General features: G+C 45.4%; 22 protein-coding genes and 2 tRNA genes. 13 read left to right on the plus strand and 11 right to left on the minus strand.

Annotation, left to right across the window (positions count from 1 at the left end; translation table 11 throughout):
• Positions 1-39 precede the first annotated feature (39 nt).
• On the minus strand, positions 40-867 hold the full coding sequence (locus tag FEN17_RS11560) for an SdiA-regulated/phytase-like domain-containing protein (protein WP_138365519.1): 828 nt from the start codon (positions 865-867) through the stop codon (positions 40-42).
• On the opposite strand from FEN17_RS11560, the gene FEN17_RS11565 reads away from it, so the two are divergent.
• Positions 866-2,119, plus strand: coding sequence for an AI-2E family transporter (locus FEN17_RS11565; protein ID WP_229208783.1), 1,254 nt, complete (start codon positions 866-868; stop codon positions 2,117-2,119). The two genes, FEN17_RS11560 and FEN17_RS11565, sit on opposite strands and share 2 nt — an antisense overlap.
• Here FEN17_RS11565 and FEN17_RS11570 read toward each other — a convergent pair.
• Genes FEN17_RS11570 through FEN17_RS11585 form a run of 4 tightly spaced genes read right to left on the minus strand, consistent with a single transcriptional unit; the run spans position 2,116 to position 5,318 of the window.
• Complete coding sequence (locus FEN17_RS11570; RefSeq protein ID WP_138365520.1) at positions 2,116-2,601, minus strand: gliding motility lipoprotein GldH; 486 nt, start codon at positions 2,599-2,601, stop codon at positions 2,116-2,118. The two genes, FEN17_RS11565 and FEN17_RS11570, sit on opposite strands and share 4 nt — an antisense overlap.
• A 9-nt stretch (positions 2,602-2,610) precedes the next feature.
• On the minus strand, positions 2,611-3,111 hold the full coding sequence (locus FEN17_RS11575) for a hypothetical protein (RefSeq protein ID WP_138365521.1): 501 nt from the start codon (positions 3,109-3,111) through the stop codon (positions 2,611-2,613).
• A 37-nt stretch (positions 3,112-3,148) separates the two neighbouring features.
• On the minus strand, positions 3,149-3,946 hold the full coding sequence (locus tag FEN17_RS11580; RefSeq protein ID WP_138365522.1) for a (Fe-S)-binding protein: 798 nt from the start codon (positions 3,944-3,946) through the stop codon (positions 3,149-3,151).
• A 43-nt stretch (positions 3,947-3,989) separates the two neighbouring features.
• Positions 3,990-5,318 carry a 4Fe-4S dicluster domain-containing protein gene (locus FEN17_RS11585; RefSeq protein ID WP_138365523.1) on the minus strand — a complete coding sequence of 443 codons (1,329 nt, stop codon included), beginning with the start codon at positions 5,316-5,318 and terminating at the stop codon, positions 3,990-3,992.
• Positions 5,319-5,555: 237 nt separating this feature from the next.
• On the opposite strand from FEN17_RS11585, the gene FEN17_RS11590 reads away from it, so the two are divergent.
• Positions 5,556-5,628, plus strand: a tRNA-Phe gene (locus FEN17_RS11590).
• An 81-nt stretch (positions 5,629-5,709) separates the two neighbouring features.
• Here FEN17_RS11590 and FEN17_RS11595 read toward each other — a convergent pair.
• Positions 5,710-6,087, minus strand: a complete 378-nt coding sequence (locus FEN17_RS11595) for a hypothetical protein (RefSeq protein WP_138365524.1) — start codon at positions 6,085-6,087, stop codon at positions 5,710-5,712.
• 277 nt (positions 6,088-6,364) lie between these two features.
• On the minus strand, positions 6,365-7,888 hold the full coding sequence (locus tag FEN17_RS11600) for a DUF6973 domain-containing protein (protein WP_138365525.1): 1,524 nt from the start codon (positions 7,886-7,888) through the stop codon (positions 6,365-6,367).
• Positions 7,889-8,297: 409 nt separating this feature from the next.
• Between FEN17_RS11600 and FEN17_RS11605 the strand changes: the two genes are divergently transcribed.
• On the plus strand, positions 8,298-8,555 hold the full coding sequence (locus FEN17_RS11605) for a hypothetical protein (RefSeq protein WP_138365526.1): 258 nt from the start codon (positions 8,298-8,300) through the stop codon (positions 8,553-8,555).
• Between the two features lie 52 nt (positions 8,556-8,607).
• On the opposite strand, the gene FEN17_RS11610 is transcribed toward FEN17_RS11605, so the two are convergent.
• The gene (locus tag FEN17_RS11610) at positions 8,608-9,189 is read right to left on the minus strand and encodes a hypothetical protein (protein WP_138365527.1); all 582 of its coding nucleotides are present in this window, start codon (positions 9,187-9,189) and stop codon (positions 8,608-8,610) included.
• 30 nt (positions 9,190-9,219) lie between these two features.
• Positions 9,220-9,999: a hypothetical protein gene (locus FEN17_RS11615; protein WP_138365528.1), complete on the minus strand. Its 780-nt coding sequence runs from the start codon at positions 9,997-9,999 to the stop codon at positions 9,220-9,222.
• Positions 10,000-10,158: 159 nt separating this feature from the next.
• Here FEN17_RS11615 and ubiE point away from each other — a divergent pair, with 159 nt between their 5' ends.
• The 4 genes from ubiE (at position 10,159) to FEN17_RS11635 (ending at position 13,774) form a co-directional block, all read left to right on the plus strand.
• Positions 10,159-10,881: a bifunctional demethylmenaquinone methyltransferase/2-methoxy-6-polyprenyl-1,4-benzoquinol methylase UbiE gene (gene ubiE, locus FEN17_RS11620; RefSeq protein WP_138365529.1), complete on the plus strand. Its 723-nt coding sequence runs from the start codon at positions 10,159-10,161 to the stop codon at positions 10,879-10,881.
• Positions 10,830-11,567, plus strand: a complete 738-nt coding sequence (gene porT / locus FEN17_RS11625; protein WP_138365530.1) for a type IX secretion/gliding motility protein PorT/SprT — start codon at positions 10,830-10,832, stop codon at positions 11,565-11,567. Before ubiE ends, porT begins: the two co-directional genes overlap by 52 nt.
• A 108-nt stretch (positions 11,568-11,675) precedes the next feature.
• Positions 11,676-11,750 (plus strand) — tRNA-Val (locus tag FEN17_RS11630).
• 416 nt (positions 11,751-12,166) lie between these two features.
• Entirely contained in the window at positions 12,167-13,774 is a 1,608-nt protein-coding gene (locus FEN17_RS11635; protein ID WP_138365531.1) for a sensor histidine kinase, read from the plus strand.
• 15 nt (positions 13,775-13,789) lie between these two features.
• Here FEN17_RS11635 and FEN17_RS11640 read toward each other — a convergent pair whose 3' ends face one another.
• Entirely contained in the window at positions 13,790-14,632 is an 843-nt protein-coding gene (locus FEN17_RS11640) for a sugar phosphate isomerase/epimerase family protein (protein ID WP_229208784.1), read from the minus strand.
• A gap of 128 nt (positions 14,633-14,760) precedes the next feature.
• Complete coding sequence (locus FEN17_RS11645) at positions 14,761-15,918, minus strand: Gfo/Idh/MocA family protein (RefSeq protein ID WP_138365533.1); 1,158 nt, start codon at positions 15,916-15,918, stop codon at positions 14,761-14,763.
• A gap of 125 nt (positions 15,919-16,043) precedes the next feature.
• On the opposite strand from FEN17_RS11645, the gene FEN17_RS11650 reads away from it, so the two are divergent.
• The 6 genes from FEN17_RS11650 (at position 16,044) to FEN17_RS11675 (ending at position 23,237) form a co-directional block, all read left to right on the plus strand.
• Positions 16,044-18,143 carry a bi-domain-containing oxidoreductase gene (locus FEN17_RS11650; RefSeq protein WP_138365534.1) on the plus strand — a complete coding sequence of 700 codons (2,100 nt, stop codon included), beginning with the start codon at positions 16,044-16,046 and terminating at the stop codon, positions 18,141-18,143.
• A gap of 44 nt (positions 18,144-18,187) precedes the next feature.
• Entirely contained in the window at positions 18,188-20,053 is a 1,866-nt protein-coding gene (locus FEN17_RS11655; protein WP_229208785.1) for a heparinase II/III family protein, read from the plus strand.
• A gap of 35 nt (positions 20,054-20,088) precedes the next feature.
• On the plus strand, positions 20,089-20,385 hold the full coding sequence (locus FEN17_RS11660; protein WP_138365536.1) for a DUF6364 family protein: 297 nt from the start codon (positions 20,089-20,091) through the stop codon (positions 20,383-20,385).
• A complete protein-coding gene (locus FEN17_RS11665; RefSeq protein ID WP_138365537.1) occupies positions 20,378-20,809 on the plus strand; it encodes a type II toxin-antitoxin system VapC family toxin in 432 nt (143 codons plus the stop codon). The genes FEN17_RS11660 and FEN17_RS11665 overlap by 8 nt, the downstream gene beginning before the upstream one ends.
• Before the next feature lie 3 nt (positions 20,810-20,812).
• Complete coding sequence (locus tag FEN17_RS11670; RefSeq protein ID WP_138365538.1) at positions 20,813-22,063, plus strand: glycosyltransferase family 4 protein; 1,251 nt, start codon at positions 20,813-20,815, stop codon at positions 22,061-22,063.
• 67 nt (positions 22,064-22,130) lie between these two features.
• Positions 22,131-23,237, plus strand: a complete 1,107-nt coding sequence (locus FEN17_RS11675; protein ID WP_138365539.1) for a 4Fe-4S binding protein — start codon at positions 22,131-22,133, stop codon at positions 23,235-23,237.
• The last annotated feature ends 24 nt before the right edge of the window (positions 23,238-23,261 follow it).

Raw genomic sequence — 23,261 nt, forward strand, 5'->3', positions numbered from 1 at the left:
CATTACATGCACAAGCGGATTATTAACACAAACATAATATCATTGGTAAGTAATTTTGTAGAAATCACCCTGCTCGTTTGTGATCAGCATATCGGTATTGTTCAAAAAAATAAGCGCCTCAGATTGCTTCTTCACAAGCCTGAAACAGCCAACCGGTTTTTTAAAATTAATCTCTTCACCCGACACTTCAAAAGTGAGCACTTTGCCGTAGGTCAGCAGGGCAAATGTTTTCCCATCGGGACTCATATCCGCCGAAGTTACCTGGCTGCTGACCTGAATGCTATCGACCGGCGTCAGCTTGTATGTGCCTTTTTCGGCAGGAAGTGTATATACTTTTACAAACTTGTCCTTGCCCCAGTTTTTTGAGAAAAGCCAGAGTTTTTGATCGTGATAAAAAAAGGCCTCAAAATCGTTTGGAGCGTCTTTATCGACTTTTTTAAAGGGATATTGAAAAGAAATTTTCTCGGTAGTGGAAGCTGTGGGATTGTACTTATAAATGTCCAGCGACTTCCTCGTGCCTGCATTATTCCCAAAATCGCCGATGTAAATGTTTCCACTCGGGTCCTGCGCCAGATCTTCCCAGTCCACATTCTGCGTACCCGGAATGCTTTTTGTTGAAATCAGCTTGCCTGTGAGGTCAAACTCGTATAGTTCAGGCTTGCCGCCGCTGTCATTGTGCGTCCAGAATGTACTTTTTCCGCCTGCTCTGGCCAGTCCCGAACTTTCGGAGGCCTGGGAGGGAAGCTTGCCTATTTTACTAATTTTGTAATGTGACCGGACTTTCCTGAAATCATTCGTTCTCTGATCAGGTTGACAGGTACAGAGCAGGGTTTTTACCGCAAACCACACATATATTGCCTTATTCATGAATCCAACGTTACGTCCCGTTCCAAACAAAGATAGAGAAACGCCCCTGTACCTGAAGCTGGCCAGCACGCTGGTCGCCCTCATCGCCACAGTTTACATTCTCTACGTACTTCGGGAAACAATCATTCCTCTGGCATTTTCTATCCTGCTTGCGATCCTGCTTTACCCGGTTTGTGGTTGGCTTGAAAGACATAAAGTGCCGCGCATCGGGGCGATTTTGCTGAGTATCCTCACCTTATTTACGGTCATCGCCATACTGCTTTACGTGGTTTCTCTTCAAATCGGCAGTTTTGCCGAGGAGCTGCCCAGGATCACCGAAAAAGCTGAAATCATCATGGACAAGACGCTGACGATGGGGGAGCAGTATCTCAACATCAGTCGCAGCCAGCAGGTAAGTGAGGGTAAAAAGTACCTGGTGAATGCGTTAACCGAGGGGCGCGCCGTTTTGTTAAACACCCTGGTAACTACCACTGGCGCGATTTCAACATTCGTTTTAATTCCGCTATATATTTTCTTCTTCCTGCTTTACCGCGATTTTTTCAGGATGTTCGTACATAAAGCGATCAAGAATGTGCCGAATGAAGATTTGAATGTCCTGCTGAAAAAAATCTATGAAGTGATCCAAAGCTACCTGTCCGGTTTGTTCCTGGTAATTGTGATTGTAGGTGTGCTAAACAGTATTGGTTTGCTCATTTTAGGCATCCCGCACGCGATCTTCTTCGGATTTCTGGCTGGATTTTTAATTCTAATCCCCTATATCGGCATCCTGATCGGCTCGGTACTACCCGCTTTATTGGCGATCGTCACGATGGATTCGCCCTGGTATGCGGTGGGAGTGATAGGGGTGATGAGTTTTGTGCAGTTTCTGGAAGGTAATTTTATTACACCCAACATTGTGGGTTCAAAAGTGAGCGTAAACCCGCTTGCTGCCATCGTAGCCCTGTTCTTGGGCGGGCAGCTCTGGGGACTTTCCGGCTTAATCCTGGCATTACCAGTTACCGCAATCCTGAAAGTGATCCTCGATACCATTCCAAGTCTCGAACCTTTCGGATTTTTGTTGGGGGAACCCGTACACGAGGTAGAAGCTGAAAAAGAGGAAATCAGGAAGGAAGTGGCGGCTGAAAAAGATTTCAAGAAAAAACCTTATCGCAGATACCGCAACAAACCGCGGAAAAGGCCGGATGGGTCAACATTCCCACCATCGACAGCAGGCCCGGCCGGAAATCCTGCGGGAGGCTCGTTAAATGCTTAATTTTTTTTCGGCTGGACTTTCTCCACGCTGATTCCCACGCTTAGAATAAAAGGCAGCGGATTTTGCCGCATGGATTGGGTAAGTGTAAAGGTGTAAACGCCTGATCGGGGAAAATGATAGTTTTTCAGAAAAGGTATTTTATGATCAAAAAGGTCGCCCAGACCATTCCCGAAAGGTTTTCCTGTGGTTTCATTAGATAAAAAAACTTCCTCTAATGTATTGGTAATCATCTTATTGTCCGGTCCGATAAACTGTCGGTTCATGTAGAGATTATAATAAGGATATTGGAGCGCGTTTCTTAAAACATAGTACAGGTTATAAGCCTGCACCGTGTCCTTGATCTCCACCTTGAAAGTCGGTTTATTCTTGATATACCAAAGTCCGTCCTTAATATCTTCATGCGCATTGTACACCACATTCTCATTGCAGGAAGTGAGAAATGCACCAAAAATGAGCAGGACGGCAAGTTTTAAAAACCTCATGAAAATGATTTAAGAGCTGGTTTGTTCGGAAAAATAGCGGCTCAGCCAGGAATGTGACGCCTGGATTTTCCAGCGGTTCATCCACTGCGCTTTCGTACTTACCTGGTTGTCAAAAATGGTGGTATCCGGATGAATGATCTCATCCATCACCGCTTGTCTGATTTTGGGGACAGGAATTGTTTGAACCTCATGATTATCATCCAGATAAGCCAGCGAGCGGTCAAAAAAATCAATGTTCATGCGCTGCCCGATTTCTTTCAGCCAATGTGTGGAAGTATCAATCGAACATCCGCTGGGCAGCTCATCGCGCTCATCCACAGCGATTACCACAAAACGGTTTTCAAATATCTTTCCCGAAGCCGTCAATTTTTTTCCGTGCGCCTGCCATTCGTCGAGCGAAGCTTTCAGAGTTTCAGTAATGATGCCGGTTTCCTGGTCGGTCAATGCCCTGCCCGACTGGTAGATCCAGATCCTGGCCTGTAAATCGATGGAGCTAAAAGGAATATACATAGTAGATCAGCGGTTGAATCGTAAAAATAACGTTTAATTATAACCCTTCGGCCTGCGCAATGAGTTCGGCCAGGTCGTAGATTTTGACAGAATCCTCTTTTTCCTTGTTTTTAAGCCCGTCGGTCATCATTACCATACAAAACGGGCAGGCGACGGCAATCGTATGGGCGCCGGTTTGTAAAGCCTCTTCAATGCGCTCAATGTTGATATCTTTCCTGCCTTTTTCGGGCTCTTTAAACATTTGTCCGCCACCCGCGCCGCAGCAAAGACCTTTGGTTTTGCACCGCTTCATCTCCACCAAATCAGCGTCCAGCGATTCTAAAACGTGTCGCGGAGCCTCATAAACATCATTTGCCCGGCCAAGGTAGCAGGAATCGTGAAATGTGATTTTTTTTCCTGTAAATGCCTGATTTCCTTGCGTACGTATGCGGCCCTCGTTGATGAGCTGCTGCAAATATTCTGAATGATGCAGCACCTCGTAGTTTCCGCCCAGCTCGGGATATTCGTTTTTTAAGGTGTTGAAACAATGCGGACAAGCTGTCACGATTTTCTTCACACCGTACATATCCAGCACCTGAATGTTGGACATCGCCAGCATCTGAAATGTAAATTCATTTCCTGCGCGCCGTGCAGGGTCGCCGGTACAGCTTTCTTCTGTCCCTAAAACAGCAAATTTGATCCCGGCTTTATTCAGGATTTTTGTAAAAGCAATGGTCACTTTCTTGTACCGATCATCAAAGGAGCCGGCGCAGCCTACCCAGAACAAGACTTCGGGCGTCTCATTCTGCGCAGCCATTTCGGCCATCGTCGGGACTTTATATGTTTGCTCTTCCATTTTTATATTTAAAAAACCGCTTTATCGATAAAATAAAGGCGTTTTACTCATTCAGCTTCTGTGCCCAGTTAAGCCGGTCGCCGGGCGAAAACTTCCATGGAGCCTGGTTCGTTTCCAGGTTTTGAAACATCATATTCCACGAATTCGGCGCTTTCGATTCGTCCATAATGTTGTGGCGGCGCAGCTGTAAAATAATGTCCATCGGGTTAATGAGCACCGGACATTCCTGCACGCAAGCATTGCAAGTAGTGCAGGCGAGGATTTCTTCTTCAAGGATATAATCACCGATCAGCTGTTTCCCATCGTCGACAAATTCGCCTTTATTCGCCAGCATATTTCGTCCCACATCTTCCAGCCGGTCGCGCGTATCCATCATGATCTTGCGCGGTGAGAGCTTTTTGCCGGTAATGTTGGCCGGACAAGCCGAAGTACACCGCCCGCATTCAGTACAGGAATAAGCGTCCATCAAATTCTTCCAGCTCAGATCCTGGACATCCTTCGCCCCGAAATGTTCCGGCACCACAGCGCCTTCCTGCGGCTGATCCAGCCCGAGCATAATACGGACTTCGCTGGTAATCACCGGCATATTATCCATTTTTCCTTTCGGTACCAGCTTCGCAAAATAAGTATTCGGGAAGGCGAGGACAATGTGCAAATGTTTGGAATAGGTGACGTAAACCGCGAAAATGAAGATACCCGTAATGTGAAACCACCAGGCAAACCGCTCAATGATGATTAGCGGCTCCGTACTAATACCTGCAAAAATGGGTTTCAGGAATTGACTAAACAGAAAAGTGCCTGTTTGAGTATAATGTGCATTGTCCCGATCCTGCAAAACACTATCCGCCGCATTCATGGAAAGAATCGCAATCATCAACACAATCTCAAAGACGAGAATCAGCTTGCCATCCAGCGCAGGCCAGCCATGCATTTCGCGGTGGCGCTCCGGTTGCAATCGTGGCACCTTTACAATGCTCCTGCGGATCAGGAAAATCACGCAGGCGACTAACACACCCACGGCTAAAAATTCAAAGAAGCTGATCAATATGCCGTAAAATCCACCAACCATCGGCGCAAAAACGCGGTGCGTACCAGCAATGCCGTCAATTACAATTTCGAGAACCTCAACATTAATCAAAACAAATCCAAGGTAAACCGCCAAATGCAGGAAGCCGATCAGCGGGCGGTCAAACATTTTCTTTTGCCCGAAAGCAATACGCAGCATCATCGAAAGTCGCTTTCCTGGCTGATCGCGTCTATCCTCGTCACGTCCAAGTCTGATCGTTTTACCGATCACGCCCACGCGCCTCGCCACAAGCCAACCCGTGGCCGCTAGGAGAAGGATAAATATGACTTGCTGAACAATTTCCATGGTAAAACCGGCTCAATAGTATGCAAGCATACCTAAACAAATATGAGAAAAATGTAGTACCAAGACAATCTCCAAAAATTAATTTGGAAATTTTTGGAAAATCGGCGCCGAACACTTGCTGAATACCAAACACTTGCAAAAAATCAGCCTTAAATTCCAAAAAATAATTTGGCATTCAATTTGGAAAGCCAGGACAGCTTTCTATTTTTGCACTCCCGAAAGGAACCAATTGAGCCTGGTGATGTAGCTCAGTCGGTAGAGCAAAGGACTGAAAATCCTTGTGTCGGCGGTTCGATTCCGTCCATCACCACAGAAAAAGCCGCTACGAGCAATCGCAGCGGCTTTTTTGTTGTTTGCGTAGGATTCTTTTTTCCAATTGCAAAAATTTGAACTAGTCCGGATACCTGTTAATGTACCCAGTGTATAGCCCGTACATCCGCGTCTGCATGTCAGTAAGTCCATAGCAAAAAGAAACTTCTGGCACACTGATTCCTCCTTCATGATACCTACGTTTCACAAAAATGGTCAGGCAATCCCGCTCCCATTTGTAACGCTTTAATCCCCATTCTTCCGAGTACTCGTAATCTCCCGGATACGTCTTTTGAAGCTCTCCTATAATCTCCTGATCGGTTTTGCAACTGTCCTCAATTAGATCGAATGCGACGCCATAGATCAGCTGTTTCCTGATGATATCAGGTAATCCTTTTGGATCTCCCATTCCATAATCCCATTCGAAAAACCATTCCTCGGAAATGTTTTTGCCAGCCATTCCCTCAGTTTTTAGGTGGTTAAAATAGCGGGAAAACCCATTCCTTCTCGTTTTCATCACATCACCGACTCTAATAGGAAATTGAAAGTGAATGCCTCTGAAGCTTATATTTTCCAGCTGGTCACATGTTCCATCAGTTTTACAGGAATCGACAATCAAGGAAGCTATTATGAAGATTACAAAAAAAAAGGGCGAACCAATGACAACGATGAACACGACATATAGAAACTTTCTCATGGACGGCCATTTTGTTGACTGTTCTATAAATAATTTTTTATTATGGACAAGTTGAATCTGCTTCCTTTGTACTTATCAGCGCATTGCCTTTTATAAATACCAGCCCTTGTTGGCCTAAGTCTGTTGCCGTTTTAACACGACTAACCCACTGTTCGGTAGTACCCGAGCCGTTAAAGTGAGAAAATATTGCACTTCCAGCAGCATTATTTTCTTTATCCATCTTCGAATCCAACCCAGCTTGTCCCGATTCATGTGCCCCTGCTAGCGTTTCGGCAGATTTTTGGGTAAAAGTTTTGGCGTTAAAAATTAGAAAGAGCGCATGCTTGAATGCATTTGCTTTACAGGTGGCGCATGTTGACCCACAGTAATTAAACATCAGAGCAGTACTGGTCTGAGCAGCATAGGCATTAGCCGCATACATAAGCCGCATAGTGAACTTATAACTTGCAATATTATCACCAAGTGCATCCAATCCCTGGTCTTCCAAGGGACTCAAACCTCGGCCTGTCAGTACCATCATTAAATTGTTATAATCCGTTTTAACAGCGTTTCCGAAAGTAGAAATCAAGTCCTTAATTCTAGTGACCATGGTTATATCCTGTGAATTAAGAATTGCGATTTCAGTTGATGTGAAGTTGATTCCTTTGCTGGATGCAATGCTGATCAGCGGTGCAACCGTCGCATTCGCTGTAACCACAGGGCCAGGATTTTGCGGATTCGGATTGCAGGGAGTCGTTGAAGTTCGTAAGCCGCCACCATTGCAGGGGTCGTATCCTCCGCCTGGATTTGGTATCGTTCCTCCTCCTGTACCTCCGCCACCTGGCATGCCCCCTGAAGGAGGAATATAGGCATCAATGCAAGTTGTGACTATATTATAAAGAAATTCAAAAGAATACTTGCTTCCATTTGGACAATTGCAGGAGGCGTGCTGTGCATTGTGGCAGCATAAATGTTCCACAATCTCCGACAGTACCATTACAGAAGCACAAACCGGCTGTTGATCCACTCGCCCGCCAGGTCTTCCGCTAGAAGGCAGGTCGTCGTAGTTGTTCATGATCACGGTTCCGTAGAAACTACGTTTTCGGTCTTTTCGGTACTCCCTTATCCAATTCTTGTCCGGGAAATACCAGGCAAGATATGCTTTGACGCCAGTATCGGTTGAATCGATAATAATGTTTCGAAAAACCTCGCCGGTGTGCGATCGTCTGTATACGGGGATCGTATATGTCGTGTGGTTATTGACTGAAATCCTTCTCACGCTATCTGTGGTGCTCGGTCTGACCCGAAAATCGAGTAGCGGTTCTTCGGCTGTCCGAAGTCCAGCTTCGGCGTTCGATCGGAAATGATCGTATAGTTCTTTGTCTTTAAAGCCTTCAATCTGCTTCAGAAAGTCATTGTAACTGAGCATTGTATTTTCAGTTCTGGCTGTTGCACTCTGAGGACTCTGGGATGCATTTTCGCTTTCAAAATTATCCTGGCAAGACTGGTTTATCAGGGCAAAAACAAGAACAAGAAGAATTAAAAGGTGCGGTGTAACGCGCCTGGACGGAGAGAGTTTTTTCATAAAAATAGTTTGTAAAGGGATGAATAATTGCAGCACTCTGTATGCTGCGCTTAAATATCCAATACTTTACAAACCTTGGAAAAAGCGTTGAACTAACGGTTGAAGAGGATTATCTAACGGATAAATCTTGTAAATCTGCTTAATAGTATAGTAATCGTACTATACTATGTAGAAATATTAATGAATTCAAATAGAAATTGCCTAATAGTACTTTACGTTATTTGTTAACATACTTACAGCGAGAAGCTTAATTAGAAGGCTACCGCTAAGTAATAATTTTCGTCGTTCTGATATCACGAAACTTTTTCATAAACGTATACTTTACATCAGATCCGTTGTGCATTATCATTTTTGCACCGCTTACTTTTAGCACGAAAATAAAGTAGCAATCAACTAAACTATTCACACAATGAACTTCAAAATCATCCCTCTCCAAAATCCCCAAACCCAAATTTGCTTGCATCGCGATTGCTCCGAATCCGGTGAGGAAATCGTCCGTATCACTACATACGTTACTAACTCGACAGGTACCGAGTTAATGTTGGAAAGAACTGCAAAATTCTCGGATGCGCAGACGGCTCAATGTTTCGTGGAGGATTATTCTGAGGCTTCGGCCAGTAAGTTTGTTTCGCGATGCGTTGAGGAAGACAAAATTTGGATCTCGTAACCAGGCAAACGCATTTTAGATGCAGAAGACTATGACAAGAGCCAGTCGGGGCTTAGCCGCCAAAAATCCGCCGGTCGGTAATCCGGTCGCGGTGGGTTTCAAGAAACACACAGAAGGATTTGATCTGCTGAATCTGATGTGCAAAATCCAGCGTATGATCATAATCTTCAAAATACACCTCCTTAAAATCCGTAATGATGTAGCGCAAACTGCGGATGCCTTTTCCGCGTAGTGCAGGTAGATAAAAATTCTGGTGGCTGATGGCGTAGCAGCCGGGTTCGTATTTGCTGGTGGTTTTGATATCGACGGCCATGATTTTGCCTAAAACATCAACATAACCATACATTAAAACATCATCGAGCTGGTATTCGCAGTATACCTGCGTTTTCAGCATTGGACGGGGGAGCAGCGCGCGGACTTTTTCCAGGATTTGATAATCGTACAAATCTTCATCCATTCCTTTGATCACCGCCTCTTCAAATGATGCACCGCGCTTTTGGGCTTCGGTTTGCGGGACGGGTACCCGGTTAACTCTGTTAAGCAGTTCATTTTCATCAATATAGCCTTTTTCAAAACGATCGAAAACATTGAGTAACGTTGGATAGAGCTTGTACTTAACGGCGTTAACGGACATGTTCATGATGGGCGTACAACCCGGTTAGATTCATTTTGGTTTTCCGAATCGGCAAGTTAGGGACAAAGAAAGAAAACTGAACTTATCATTGGGCGTATCGCTGTAACTGTCGCTTTCCTCCGGATTGATCAGTCGCCTGCCGGAAGTCGCGTCCATTTTATCAGTTCTTACAAAGTAAAAACGGTAATCGATCCCCAGCTTACAATTCGGTAGCAATTCATATTCCAGACAAGTTCCGAGCGGCAATATTCCCTCACGCGTTTTCTTGATTCCGGTCGGTCCTTTGGCGGGTCCCCAGCGGAGAAAAAGTCGGTTTCTGGCACTGAGCTGGCTATTTGTGAATCTTAGCAGCTTGTCGTCGTCAATGTTAAATGCATTTGCACTGAAATAAATTTGACCTAAACCTCCATAAATAAAAAAGTTAACTGGCCCCGGTTCCAGCCGATTAAATTGCTCTGTAAGGTTCCACTTTGCCAGACATTCAATCGTAATAAACTCATTGATAAAATAAGAATTAAAGAACGCCTGCTTTTCTCCGCCCACTTTTCCGGCATTATAATCTAAGTGCAGCGCGAAGTTTTTAATGAAATTTTTTCCAAGACTCACGCCAATCACACTGCGCATATCCTGGTCGCCAAGCTCGCCGAAAAATTGGGTAAGCCCGCCGCGAAATGTCAACGAATATTGGTGACTGTCTTTCCGGATGTAACTTTTTTTGCTGCTAATTCCATTCGTAGAAGGTTTTCGCCAGGTTTGCTGAGCATGGGCGCAAATTGCTAGCAGACTGAATAAGAGAATAAGTGGGCGCATATCAATGTGGTTTGGATCAGACATTTTGTTTCTATGATCCTTTAGACGTGCGTTTGTGCGATAGGTAACAGACTCGCCGCCAAATTGGACCGCGGCGGGAACGCGATAACCGTATTTATCTGTTAGTTTTGTTCCCTAGTGCATTTATCGGAAGCAAAAATGAGTGTCGTACCATACAAGGACAAAGACGGAAGTAAAAGAGAGCAGGTAGCTGAAATGTTCGACAACATTTCTCCCAAATACGATTTGCTCAACCATGTTTTGAGTGGTGGTGTAGACATTTACTGGCGGAAGCGGGCGATTAAGCTGCTCAAAAAACAGCAGCCGAAAGTGATCCTGGACATTGCCACCGGTACCGGCGATTTTGCGATCGAGGCACTTTCACTGAAACCCGACAAGATCATTGGCGTCGATATTTCGGAAGGAATGCTGGCCGTGGGACGCGAGAAAATCGCCAAATTGGGCAAGCAGGACATCATTACGATGCAAAGCGGTGACTCCGAAAGTTTGTCTTTTACAAACAATTATTTTGACGCGATCATCGTTTCGTTTGGAGTACGCAATTTTCAGGATTTACTGGCCGGGTTGACCGAAATGAACCGCGTGATGAAGCCAGGAGGGACTTGTGTGGTGGTAGAATTTTCCAAGCCCAAAAGTTTCCCTTTCAAGCAACTTTATAATTTTTATTTCAAATACATATTACCTGTCATCGGTAATGCCGTTTCAAAGGATAGTTCGGCGTATACATATCTGCCCGAATCAGTTCAGGCGTTTCCAGATGGAGAGGCTTTTCTTGAAATTTATAAAAAAGCAGGTTTCATAAACACCAAATGCATACCACTTACCTTCGGGATCTGTTCAATTTACATCGGTCAAAAGTAATTTTTGGCATACTGCTGCTGGCATTGACAGCCCACGAAACACACGCACAAGGCATCGGCTACCGGAGAAAACATCTTGAATATTACGATGATAAGCCGATACATTACGGGATTTTGTTCGCGGTCCCTTTCACGCGTTTCAACATTAAGCATAGTAACGATTTCATTCCGAAAGATTCGGCGTATGTGATCCAGTCGCCCACCAGCGCGGCGTTCAGGATGGGGTTTATCGTCAATGCTTTTCTGACGGATCATTTCGATTTGCGCACGACGCCTTCGGTTTCGCTTTATGACCGTAATGTCAAATTCAACTATCCAAATGGTACCGAGAAGACAGAAAAACGGGAATCGACCTGGATCGAAATTCCGATTATGCTGAAATACAAATCGTTGAGGCGCGTAAACTCGCGTATGTACATGCTCGCCGGCGCGACGCTCGGATTGGAAACCAATGTAAAAAGGAGTCGCGGGGGCAGCGGGAGCGGGCGGCTGGATACCAAGTCAAGCGATGTATCACTTGATTTTGGGGTAGGTTACGAGCAATTTTTCGAATTCTTCAAATTCTCACCCGAGCTGCGTTTTTCGCAAGGTTTGACAAATATGTATCAGCCCACAAAAAATTCAACCGGCGTAGGAATCCAGAAAATGACAACTCATACAGTTACGCTGTATCTGAACTTCGAATAATTGTTAGCTGATCCTCAGAGTCTTGCAAATTATTTCATTTTTTTTGCCTGAAATGTTTGCAGAAAAAAGTTTAGTCGCACATATTTGCACTCCCAAACGACGGGAAAAGGGAGTTTAGCTCAGTTGGTTCAGAGCATCTGCCTTACAAGCAGAGGGTCGGGGGTTCGAATCCCTCAACTCCCACAAGACAAAAGCATCGAGAAATCGGTGCTTTTTTTGTTTTTAGCCTCAGAGCATCTGCCTTACAAGCAGAGGGTCGGGGACGGTCGGCCGCTGCCGTTCGAATCCCTCAACTCCCACGGAAGGAAAAGCATCGAGAAATCGGTGCTTTTTTGTTTTTGGCCTAAGCGCATCGAGAAATCGATGCTTTTTTTATGCCCAAAATTATTCGTTGCCTGCATTTCTATCTTCAAAACACACGCACGATTTCACTGGAAAAAGATTTGTAAGCCCGGGTAAAACTTTTTCGATCATCATCTATTACGTATATTACTTTTTGTTGGACATAGCCGCAGGGGTTGAGTATTAAAATATTCCGCTAAGGACCTGAACTATGTCCGACGATCGAACGATATCGTTCCCTACTATGATGAAAAGATATGAGACCTGAAAACATATTGTGTGTCACCGATGCGGACAGTATCCGCATGTGCAAGACCGGTACAATTATTAATCAAAATCAAAAAGCAGGCGTTTCAGAGCAGATTACCGGGTTTTTTGAAGGTATTTTAAGCACTAAAAACTGGCCGGCCAGGTGGTATTGCGGAGAGTGGACAGACTTTCATGGTTGGCTCTATATCATTTCGGACCTTCTGATTTGGAGTGCGTATTTTCTCATTCCGGTATTTTTGATGAAAGTGGTCATGTCCCGGCGTGACTTTCCTTTTCCCAAAACCATCTGGCTTTTTGTAGCATTCATTGTACTCTGCGGTACAACCCATTTTATCGATGCACTGATTTTCTGGGTGCCGGTTTACAGGCTTAGTGCACTGGTGCGGTTCTTCACGGCGGCGGTTTCTCTTACGACGGTTTTCTACCTTTTTAAAATTTTCCCCAACATTCTTTCTATCAGGTCGGTGTCTGATCTGCAGAAGGAAATCACGGAGCGCAACATTGTTGAAGAAAAGCTCGCGGCGAGCGAATTTCTTCTCACCGCGGCGGGTGAAGTGGGCAGGCTGGGCGGCTGGGAGTTTGATCTGACAACCAAAGAATTCAAGTGGACGCAAACCTCTGGGGAAATCTTTGAAATGGATGAAACATTGATTGTTACGGAAGAAGATCTGCTGCAATTTTTCTCTGAGACAGACCAGATGACGATCAAACTGGCCTTGCTCAACTCCGCCGGTACCAAAACTTCCTGGGACCATGAGTTGAAAATGCGCACTTCGAGGCACGGAAAATGGGTGCGTTTTTCGGGCAGCGCGGTCATCGACCGAAATGATGAGGTGACCAAGATCCGCGGCGTGATCATGGACATTGACCGATACAAAACGGCCGAGCTGAATCTGATCAAATCGATCGACCAGATGGCCCAGCAGAACAACCAGCTTAAAAACTTTACCCACATCCTTTCAAATAACCTTCGTGATCATTCCAGCAACATTGAGTCTCTGACCACTTTTGTAGACGAACCTGCGCTGTCAGACGGAAACCTGGCGGTTTTTCAAAGGATTAAAACAGTTTCAAAAAACCTTGACCATACGCTGAACGATCTTTCGGAGATTATTAAGATCAGGGATAATAACGCGGAAAGCGAGGAACTGGACATTTATAAGGTGACCAACAGTGTGCTTTCGATCCTCAGCGAGAGCATCATCGAAACTGGTACGACCGTGGATTTAAAATACGATTTTGACACGATTATTTTCCCACAGGCTTATATGGAAAGTATCCTGATCAACCTGATTTCGAATGGTATCAAGTACAAAAGAGACAATGCACCCGCGCACATTTCATTGAAATTTTACCTCAATGGCGAAGGAATAAAAGAGCTGCGCTACACCGACGACGGGAAAGGGATCAACCTGGATTTGCACGCCGATAAGGTTTTTGGGCTCTATAAAACTTTCCATAATCACAAAGACGCGCATGGTGTCGGGTTGTTTTTGATCAAAAATCAGATCGAGGCGCAGGGAGGAAGAATACAGGTTTTCAGTAAAGTGAACCAGGGTACAACCTTTAAAATTACTTTTAATGAGTATGCCTGAAAGATTTCCGGCAAGTTAACGGTAGGTTCTCAGTGCGCTGGTATCGCCCAGTTCGGCAAGAATCTTTTTCATTCCGTCGATATTCATCTGCAACCCCACTTCGGCGTCGGAAGCGAATTCTTCGTTGATAATCCCGACAGGGCCATTGTATCCACTGTTTTGCACAATCCGCATCATTTCCAGCTCAGCATCGCCTTGTCCGACCGGTACTACTTTAACCGGATTTCCTTTGATCAGTCCGGCGAGGTTGACGGCCATTAAATGCGGTAGGATTTTTGGAAAAAATTTCGGGAATGTTTCCAGCTGTTCCTCCGCATGATGGAAGTTGTAAACAATACCAATGTTGGGTTTTTTCAAATAATTGATGATTTCCAGCTGGTTCTCAGGCTCGCCATACCAGCCGCCGTGGTTATAAATGCCTACGGTGCAGCCAATTTCCGCCGCTTTGTCGGCAATGTAAGCGATGACCCGGGCATGCGCATTTATTTTTTCCTGCTGCGACATCTGGTCCAGATCTTTGATTCCGCCGACCATGCACCATATCTGCGTCTTGACCTTGTGACGTTTCAGTACATCAATGATCGCAGCAAAATTTTTGTCCGTTTCAGGCTGCGGGCCGGAGTATAGCCAGAATGCCTGCAACTTAATTTTATGGGCTTTCAAAGCGTCCAGTTCTGCATCGAATGTCGGAATGTGTTTCTCACGCCAGTCATAGGCCAGCTTATTGATTCCCAGCTTGTTCAGCATTTCCGCACGCTCCACCGGGCCACGATTTTTGGAATCAAATGGTACAATGCACCACGCGATCAGGTTGTCTTTTTTATAAATATCACCATTCCCTTTTTTGTTTTGTGCCAAAATCCTGGTGGAAATAAGGAGTGCTATTGCACACAAAATGAATGCTTTACAGCATTTTCCCGGTAAAATGTTTCTGATCATTTTCGTCATGATTTTTGGCTGACTAAAAAGGGAATGGTGAAATAACATTATAGCTGGACCTGCTGCTTCGTTTCCGCCGAGCGAAGTCCTGCTTCCAAAACCTGAATGATTTTCAAACCATCAGAAAAATCAGGTTTGATAGAAATACCTTTCTCCACGGCGTCCACAAAATCGACTACCGCATGCACGAAAGCGTGCTCATAACCAATGATATGTCCGGCCGGCCACCAGTTATTGGCATAAGGATGCGCGGCTTCCGTCGCAAGTATGGTACGGAAACCCTGGTCCCCCTCGGCGTCATTTCTCGAAAAATATTGCAGCTCATTCATTCTTTCCAGATCAAATGTAATGCTGCCTTCGCTCCCGTAAATTTCAAATGTCAGCCGGTTTTTTCTGCCGCTCGCAAAACGTGTCGCTTCAAATGACCCCACCGCGCCATTTTTAAATGTTACCATCATTAATGCTGCATCGTCCACAGTTACTTCACCCATTTCAGTTCCGAGAGAAGTTGCAGAGAGGCTACCGGATGCATTTTCATCGGCAATCGGGCGCTCTTTGATAAAATTGGCTGTCAGGCACGAAACCGTATCAATGTCGCCCACCAGAAAATGCGCCAGATCGACCGCATGCGAATTCAAATCCCACTGAGGCCCGGCTTGTGCAGTTTCCTTGCGCAGCTGCCAGGTTAGCGGAAATGCCGGGTCCACAATCCAGTCTTGCTGGTACGCACAGCGCCAGTGAAAAATCCGCCCGATTTTGCCGTCTTCAATCATTTTTTTGGCGTGCGCCACCGCTGGTGTCCGGCGGTAATTGTGGTTGAGATAGTGGGTAACCTTATTTTCTTCACACACTTTCAACATTTCTTCCGCTTGTACGCTGGTCATCGAAAGTGGTTTTTCGCAGAAGATATGCTTGCCGGCTTTTGCCGCGGCGAGCGCGATTTCGTAGTGCAGGTTTTGCGGCAGCGCAATGTCGATAATGTCAATATCCGGGCGTGTAACCAGCTTTTGCCAATCCGTCTCAATGTCCTCCCAGCCCCAGTTATCGGCAAATTCCCGCACCGATTCCTCGTTTCTTCCACACGCGGCTTTCAGTACCGGCGTCACCGGCATATCAAAAAATAAAGGTGCTTTTTTCCAGGCGTTGCTGTGCGCCCGGCCCATAAACTTGTAACCTACGATGCCAACGTTGAGCTGTTTTTTCATTGAAGCGGTAAAGGATTTTGTACGCGATGTGAAATTGGATTTTACCAAAAATATTAAAACTTTTGCGATTGCATGTACGCCGCAATGTTCGACCCAGAACATTTGAAGGCTGCACACACTATCACATGAAGCAACTCGCCCAGCACCTGCGTACAGGCGCAACCATCCTGCAGGAAGTCCCCACCCCAATCGTCAAAAAAGGCTGTGTGCTCATCCGAACGCACAAAACACTGGTATCTCCCGGCACCGAAAAAATGCTCCTGGATTTCAGTAGGGCCAATTTATTAAGTAAAGTCTGGCACAACGCAGACCGCACTAGGGAGGTTTTACGAAAAATCAAAACAGAAGGGTTGCTACCCACAATGAGGGCGGTTTCAAACAAGCTGGATGAACTACTTCCGCTGGGTTATTCCAATGTGGGTGAGGTAGTTGCGGTGGGTGAAGGCGTACTGGATTTCAAATGTGGTGACCGGGTGGTAAGTAATGGTCCGCATGCGGAAATTGTCTGCGTACCAGTCAATCTGGTGTGTAAAATCCCGGCTAATGTTCCCGACGAAGAAGCTGTTTTTACGGTACTCGGTGCGGTAGCGTTACAAGGCATCCGGTTGTTGGAACCCGCTCTGGGTGAGACGGTTGTTGTGATTGGTCTGGGATTGATCGGTTGGCTGACGGCAGCATTGTTAAAAGCAAATGGTTGCCAAGTAATTGGTGTCGAGCCTGAAAATGAGCGACTTAAACTTGCTGCCGACCTGGGTATCATTACGGTTAACCCTCAAACTCAGAGTGTTGAAAACCACATTCGAAATGTGACTGATGGTATCGGCGCGGATGGGGTGATTATAGCCGCCAGCTCGAAGTCGGACAAAATCATTTCGCAGGCAGCTAACATTGCCCGGAAGCGCGGAAAGATTGTTTTGACAGGTAATGTTGGACTGAAACTGAACCGCGCGGAATTTTATAAAAAGGAGCTGACTTTCCAGGTCTCCTGCTCGTATGGCCCCGGACGTTACGATCCGGGCTATGAACAAGAAGCAATTGATTACCCGGTTTCATTTGTGCGATGGACTGAAAATCGCAACTTCCAGGCGGTGCTCGAAATGCTTTCCAGAGGTTTACTGAATGTCAAGCCGCTACTTTCTACGCCAGTTCCGCTGGATGATTTTACCAAAATCTATGCAGGCGATGCGATGAAGAAAAACATTGCCTGGACGATCGATTACGCGAAGGTTGCGGAAGTCAAAAAAATTGAAAGGGTGCAAAGTGCTCTGTTTCCGCCGACTGAAATTGTTTCCGGAGTGATAGGTGCAGGAAATTATGCGCGGATGACTTTGCTGCCTGCACTCAAAAAATCCAATGTGAAATATCTTGGATGCGCTGGCGGATTGAATGCGGTGGAATTGGCGCCGAAATATAAAATCCCGATCGCTACGGCAGATTATCATGAGATACTGGCCGACAGTGAAGTGAGCTTGGTAATCATCGCGACCAGGCATAACCTTCATGCAAAAATGGCCGCCGAGGCGCTGGCGGCAGGAAAGCATGTTTTTGTAGAGAAACCGCTGGCGGTGAATGTGGCTGAGTTGGAGGAAGTCATTGCGGTTTGGGAAAAGTCGGAAGCTAGTCTGACTGTCGGTTTTAACCGGCGCTTTTCACCTTATGCCACGAAAATGAAATCGCTGCTCGATGGCGGCGCGCCGATGAATGTGGTCATTACGGTTAATGCAGGGGCATTACCTGAACATGCCTGGCAAAATAATCCGGCAATTGGCGGCGGCAGGATCATCGGCGAAGCCTGCCATTTTATCGACTTGGTCAGTTTTTTGACTGGCAGTCCCATCACGGCAGTTTGCACAAACGCCATGTCCGGCAGCACCACCTGCGAAAATGCCAACATTTCCATGCGTTGCGCCGACGGCTCGACCGGCGTAGTAAATTATTTTTCAAACGGCCACAGATCCTATCCCAAAGAGCGCGTCGAAGTTTATTCCCAGGGACGAACATTAATCCTGGACGATTTTTCAAAACTGACTGGCTATGGTTTCAAAGGATTCAGCCGCTACCGGGCTGGCAAGAAAAAAGGTCATCAGGAGCAGTTTGAGCAACTTTTCGCAGCGATTAAGTCTGGTAAGACGCTGATCAGCTTTGACGAAATTGTCAATACCAGCAGGGCCACGATCGCTGCAGTTGAAAGTATCCGCAATACCAAGTGGATTGATGTGCCATGATGAGGCTGGATACAATAAAAGGCTATTTCGACTTTTGCCGAAATATGGGCTGGCGATATACGGCGTTTCGTTTCTGGCGCGAAGTGCAACTTCGCACAGGTTTGCTGAGACTCAGATTTTCTACTAATGTCAGAAATCAGGCATTTATTTCAATTGCTGCTTGGCGGAGTTTGAAAGTGAATTTTTTCTTTGAGCCTGATAATGTTCAAGTAAAAAGAGACAAATCTTTGACAGATTTGGAGCTAAATGCAAGCCGGATTTCAGAAAATATCTTCTCCTATTTTTCTCACAAATGGTACCATGTAAGCGACTGGCATACGAATCCTGAGACCGGATATACTTATCCTAAGAACCAACATTGGACTAAAATTCCTGATTTTTCAGCAGAAGCTGGTGATATCAAATATGTATGGGAGAAGTCAAGATTTACATTTTTGTACGATTTGATCCGGTACGACCATCATTTTGAGAAAGATCAATTTCAGTTGGTTTTTAATCTGATCGAAGATTGGATCAAAGAAAATCCCGTCAACTGTGGGCCGAATTGGAAATGTGGACAGGAAATATCGCTGCGGGTTTTGAACTGGCTTTTTGCGTTATATTATTACAAGTACTCGGAAAACCTCACGCAGGAGCTTTTCAACAAAATCATTTCCAGCATTCAACACCAAATGTGCCACGTCAGGAAAAACATCAACTTTTCCCTGATTGCTGTGCGGAATAACCACGCGCTGACGGAATCCCTTGGACTTTATGTGGTGGGCTTGCTGCTGCCGTTTTTTCCTGAAAGTAATGGTTGGAAAAAATTGGGAAAACGATTATTCGAGCAGGAAATAGCCTATCAGATCTATGAAGACGGCACATTCCTGCAATTCTCGATGAACTATCACCGGGTCGTCGTGCAGTTGCTAAGCTGGGCAATCGCTTTGGCAAACGTAAATGGAGAATGTTGGTCAGAAACAATCTTTGAACGCGCCCGAAAGTCCTTGCAATTTCTGCGGACTTGCCAGGATGATAAAACCGGGCGCCTGCCGAATTACGGCAACAATGATGGCGCGTTGTTTTTTACGCTTGCCTCTTGTGATTTTCCAGATTTCCGGCCTCAGTTAGCGGCATTGGCCACTATGCTGAATGTTGATCCGGGATATGGGCCAGGAAAATGGGAAGAAGAAGCACATTGGTTAGCAGGAAATTTCAGACCGCGTGGTGAGACCTCTGATTTAAACCTGTCAAATATAACCAGCTTCGAAATCGGCGGCTACTACATTCTGCGTGATAGTAATAGCATTACATTCCTACGCTGCGGAAGTTACCGAAACCGGCCTTTCCAAGCGGATAACATGCATCTTGACATTTGGGTAAATGGTGAAAACATCCTGCGCGACGCGGGATGCTACTCATACAACACCGACGAACATTTTTCGCGATACTTTCAGGGAACCGCGTCGCACAACACAGCTATGATCGGTGACTTCGATCAAATGAAGCGGGTATCCCGTTTTATTTGGTCTGGCTGGATTGAAAAGGCGCCGGGCAGTTGCTGGGAAGACGAAGATCGTTTATCTATTGAAGCTGAATTTGAAGGCTACGAACATTTGGGAAAAGGAATCACACATAAAAGAAAGGTAGCCAAACAAAAAGGGAAGTATTTATGGACGATTGAAGATGAAATAAGTAATGTTCTGACGGGTCTAAGCATTCACCAAATCTGGCATCCCTCGAATTTTTCTATGGAAAATTTTAGCATTCAATGTCAAGATAAGGCTGGCTTGGAAATTCAGCCAAAGGTGGCCGAAGGCTGGTTTTCGGATCATTATGGAAATAAAGAGGAATGTAAGAGGATTGTTTTTTCGTCGGATGGAAGATTTTTTAGGACAGTGATTCGTGAGAAGAACACGGGAGAGTTTTAACAGATATTTGTATTTTTAAGAAAACAGCTATGACTATGAAACTGACAATCAACATCGACGAAGAAAATTTTTTGAAGGCTACGCAACTTGCAAAGGCCGATGGCGACACTGTGGAGCACATTATTGAAAATTTTTTAAAAAAAATGCTCGACGACCGTTACCAAAATGCATTTCCGACGTCAAAAGAGAAATCGGAAAGCTCAGAAGTAAACGCGAAACTGTCTGCCATAGAAACTATCGCGCGGTTGCAGCGCGAGGCAGGGTTGAAGCCTACTCCTGATTTCGATGAAAAGGAAGATTTTCGGAATCACATAATACGAAAGCATGCATAAGGTTTGGCTGGACACCAACATTTTGGTTGATTACTTTTTAAAAAGAAATGGCTTTGAAAAACCGGCAGCAACGGTTCTTCGACAAATTGCAGAAGGAAAGATCGAGGGAACTACTTCGGTTATTAATCTGGTCCACACACATTATCAGGTTCGAAAATCTTTCGGAGAGGCGGCTACAAGGGCAATGATCAATTCGTTTACAAGAGTTGTCCCTATCATCAACATTCCAGCCTGGATTGCGGCCAGCGCTTTGGAAAATCCGGATATCAATGATTTCGAGGATGCAGTTCAGTATGAACTCGCCATTTTTTCAGGAGCAAACTTCTTATTAACTCGGAACATCAAAGACTTTCAAAATTGCCGGTCAATCCGTGTCTGTAGTGCAGAGGCTTATTTGAAAGATCATTACCTGATCAGCGAATAACCGATGCACATTCTCTTAATTCACCAATTCTTCCTCGAAGACAACTCAGGCGGCGGTTCCCGGTGGAATGAGATGAGCCGGATTTGGGTGGAGGCTGGGCATCAGGTGACGGTTTTGGCAGGGAGTGGACACTATATGTCTTCGGATGTGGGGTGGCGGCAGGGTTATATCAGTAAATCCACGAACATTCATGGGGTTAATATTATTCGCTGCCGGGTTTCGGCTCGGTATCATGACGGTTTTTTTGGACGTATCTGGGCGTTTCTTTCTTTTGTGATTTCTTCCATTTATGCCGGGCTTTTTCATGCAACTGGGAAATACGATTTGATCATTGTTACTTCTCCTCCTTTGTTTGTAGGCTTAGTAGCGCAGGTTATGTCGATGTTTAAAGGTATTCCGTTCGTTTTGGAAGTCAGGGACTTATGGCCTGAGTCGGCGATTGGCGCGGGAGTATTGAAGAATCGTTTGCTGATCAAATTTGCCAGGATTTTTGAGAGATATTTATATAAAAAGGCGAAACTGATTGCAGTGCTAACTCCTGCTTTTCGTGAAGTTTTGATCAAGCAAATGAATGTCGCCAGTGGGAAAATTTTTGATGCGCCTAATGCAGCAGATTTTCGTTTGTCTGAGACATCTCTTGCTGATTTTGACAGAGAAATTTTCCGTAAACAACTAGGATTGAGTGATCGTTTTGTCATCATTTATGTTGGGGCGCATGGTGCGGCTAATCATTTGATTCAACTGCTCGACGCCGCTGAGAAGTTGAATCATACGAAAGCATTTTTCCTGCTTATTGGCGATGGGCCGCAGAAAAAAGACTTGATATTGGAAAGTGAAAAACGGGGTCTTAGGAATGTTAAATTTATGGATCTCATGCCTAAGTCTGAGGTGTTTAAGTTTATTGCTGCTGCCGATATTGGTATTTCGGTTTTGAAAAAGGCTGACATTTTCAAAACGGTTTACAGTAACAAAACTTTCGATTATTTTTCCTGCAAAAAGCCGGTTTTGATGGCTATTGACGGCATTTCAAGAAAGTTGATTGAAGAAGCAGATGCAGGCTCATACATTGAACCGGAATGTCCTGACGACCTTGCAGCGCAAATAGAATTTTATATGCAAAATTCGGATTTGCTAAAAACGCAGGGCGAAAATGGCTACCAATATGCAAAAGCGCATTTTGACAGGAACTTCCTGGCTGCGAAATATCTTAAAACTTTGGAGCGCCTGCTCAGTTCAGAGCATTCGTCGGCATAAGTGTTATATTGGATAAAAGTTTACTCTATCTTTGGGCTAGGGTAAGCAATCAGATAAGTAGAGCGGTTTGTCAACATATTTTAAGAACATATCGGAGGGGATTAACACGACCGTGACGGGTTTGAAGCTGACGCTGCGCCACCTCTGGAGCGCGCGTAACCGCCGCAAACCAGGTGATATCAGATCGGGTAATTTCTACGACCAGCAGGATGGAATGGTCACCATCCAGTATCCCCTGGAAACCATTCCTATCCCGGACAATGGGCGTTATCGTCTTCATAATGAGATGGATGATTGTATTGTCTGCGATAAATGCGTTAAAGTTTGCCCGGTAGACTGCATTGAAATCGAGCCGATCCGCGCCATCGAAGAGGTTGGTCGCGCATCAGACGGCTCGCCGATCAGGTTGTATGCGGCGAAGTTTGACATTGACATGGCCAAATGCTGCTACTGCGGACTCTGCACAACGGTTTGCCCGACGGAATGTTTGACGATGACCAAAACTTTCGATTATAGCGAGCTGGATGTGAGGGACATGGTTTACAACTATGCCAATCTTACCCCGGATGAGGCCGATGAAAAACGTCGCCTGCTGGATCAGTTTCAAAAAGAAAAAGAAGCACTTAAAGCGGCTGCGAAGCCTGCTGTGCCACAAACTGAGGCGCCTGCTGCACCTGCGGCTAAGCCGGTATTTAAGCCTACCATTAAACCCAAGGCTCCGGTAGCTGAGGCGAAGGAAGAAAATGTAGTTGAAAGTAAAGCGAAAACTGAAAAACCTGCGCCAAAAGCGCCTTTCAGGCCAGTAATGAAGCCGAAGCCGGTTGCAGAAGAGAATATTGAAAAGCCAATTTCAGAAAATCCGGCAGAACCAGTTGAAGTAAAACCGGCTGCGGCCAAACCTCCTTTTCGTCCTTCCATGAAGCCAAAGGTGGTTTCGGAGGAGCCGGTTGAAAAACCTGTTGAAGATGCTGCGCCGGAAATTACAGCAGCACCGATTGCGCCAAAACCTGCATTCAGGCCTACTATGAAGCCGAAAGTAGTTTCGGAAGAGGGTATTGAAAAACCGATAGAGAGTCCTTCACCTGAGCCAACTCAGGAAATAAAAGAGGAATCGCCTGCACCGAAGCCGAAACCAGCGTTTCGACCATCGATGAAACCTAAGCCGAAAGAGTAGGGCTGTGCCTATTTGGAATATAGC

It is taken from the genome of Dyadobacter luticola (assembly GCF_005860805.1).
Lineage (GTDB): Bacteria > Bacteroidota > Bacteroidia > Cytophagales > Spirosomataceae > Dyadobacter > Dyadobacter luticola.

Excerpts from the sequence above, each read along its gene's own strand:
- FEN17_RS11565 (WP_229208783.1), top strand. The coding sequence starts at position 866 with ATGAATCCAACGTTACGTCCCGTTCCAAACAAAGATAGAGAAACGCCC.
- FEN17_RS11560 (WP_138365519.1), bottom strand. The coding sequence starts at position 867 with ATGAATAAGGCAATATATGTGTGGTTTGCGGTAAAAACCCTGCTCTGT.
- FEN17_RS11570 (WP_138365520.1), bottom strand. The coding sequence starts at position 2,601 with ATGAGGTTTTTAAAACTTGCCGTCCTGCTCATTTTTGGTGCATTTCTC.
- FEN17_RS11575 (WP_138365521.1), bottom strand. The coding sequence starts at position 3,111 with ATGTATATTCCTTTTAGCTCCATCGATTTACAGGCCAGGATCTGGATC.
- FEN17_RS11580 (WP_138365522.1), bottom strand. The coding sequence starts at position 3,946 with ATGGAAGAGCAAACATATAAAGTCCCGACGATGGCCGAAATGGCTGCG.
- FEN17_RS11585 (WP_138365523.1), bottom strand. The coding sequence starts at position 5,318 with ATGGAAATTGTTCAGCAAGTCATATTTATCCTTCTCCTAGCGGCCACG.
- FEN17_RS11595 (WP_138365524.1), bottom strand. The coding sequence starts at position 6,087 with ATGGCTGGCAAAAACATTTCCGAGGAATGGTTTTTCGAATGGGATTAT.
- FEN17_RS11600 (WP_138365525.1), bottom strand. The coding sequence starts at position 7,888 with ATGAAAAAACTCTCTCCGTCCAGGCGCGTTACACCGCACCTTTTAATT.
- FEN17_RS11605 (WP_138365526.1), top strand. The coding sequence starts at position 8,298 with ATGAACTTCAAAATCATCCCTCTCCAAAATCCCCAAACCCAAATTTGC.
- FEN17_RS11610 (WP_138365527.1), bottom strand. The coding sequence starts at position 9,189 with ATGTCCGTTAACGCCGTTAAGTACAAGCTCTATCCAACGTTACTCAAT.
- FEN17_RS11615 (WP_138365528.1), bottom strand. The coding sequence starts at position 9,999 with ATGCGCCCACTTATTCTCTTATTCAGTCTGCTAGCAATTTGCGCCCAT.
- ubiE (WP_138365529.1), top strand. The coding sequence starts at position 10,159 with ATGAGTGTCGTACCATACAAGGACAAAGACGGAAGTAAAAGAGAGCAG.
- porT (WP_138365530.1), top strand. The coding sequence starts at position 10,830 with ATGCATACCACTTACCTTCGGGATCTGTTCAATTTACATCGGTCAAAA.
- FEN17_RS11635 (WP_138365531.1), top strand. The coding sequence starts at position 12,167 with ATGAGACCTGAAAACATATTGTGTGTCACCGATGCGGACAGTATCCGC.
- FEN17_RS11645 (WP_138365533.1), bottom strand. The coding sequence starts at position 15,918 with ATGAAAAAACAGCTCAACGTTGGCATCGTAGGTTACAAGTTTATGGGC.
- FEN17_RS11650 (WP_138365534.1), top strand. The coding sequence starts at position 16,044 with ATGAAGCAACTCGCCCAGCACCTGCGTACAGGCGCAACCATCCTGCAG.
- FEN17_RS11655 (WP_229208785.1), top strand. The coding sequence starts at position 18,188 with ATGGGCTGGCGATATACGGCGTTTCGTTTCTGGCGCGAAGTGCAACTT.
- FEN17_RS11660 (WP_138365536.1), top strand. The coding sequence starts at position 20,089 with ATGAAACTGACAATCAACATCGACGAAGAAAATTTTTTGAAGGCTACG.
- FEN17_RS11665 (WP_138365537.1), top strand. The coding sequence starts at position 20,378 with ATGCATAAGGTTTGGCTGGACACCAACATTTTGGTTGATTACTTTTTA.
- FEN17_RS11670 (WP_138365538.1), top strand. The coding sequence starts at position 20,813 with ATGCACATTCTCTTAATTCACCAATTCTTCCTCGAAGACAACTCAGGC.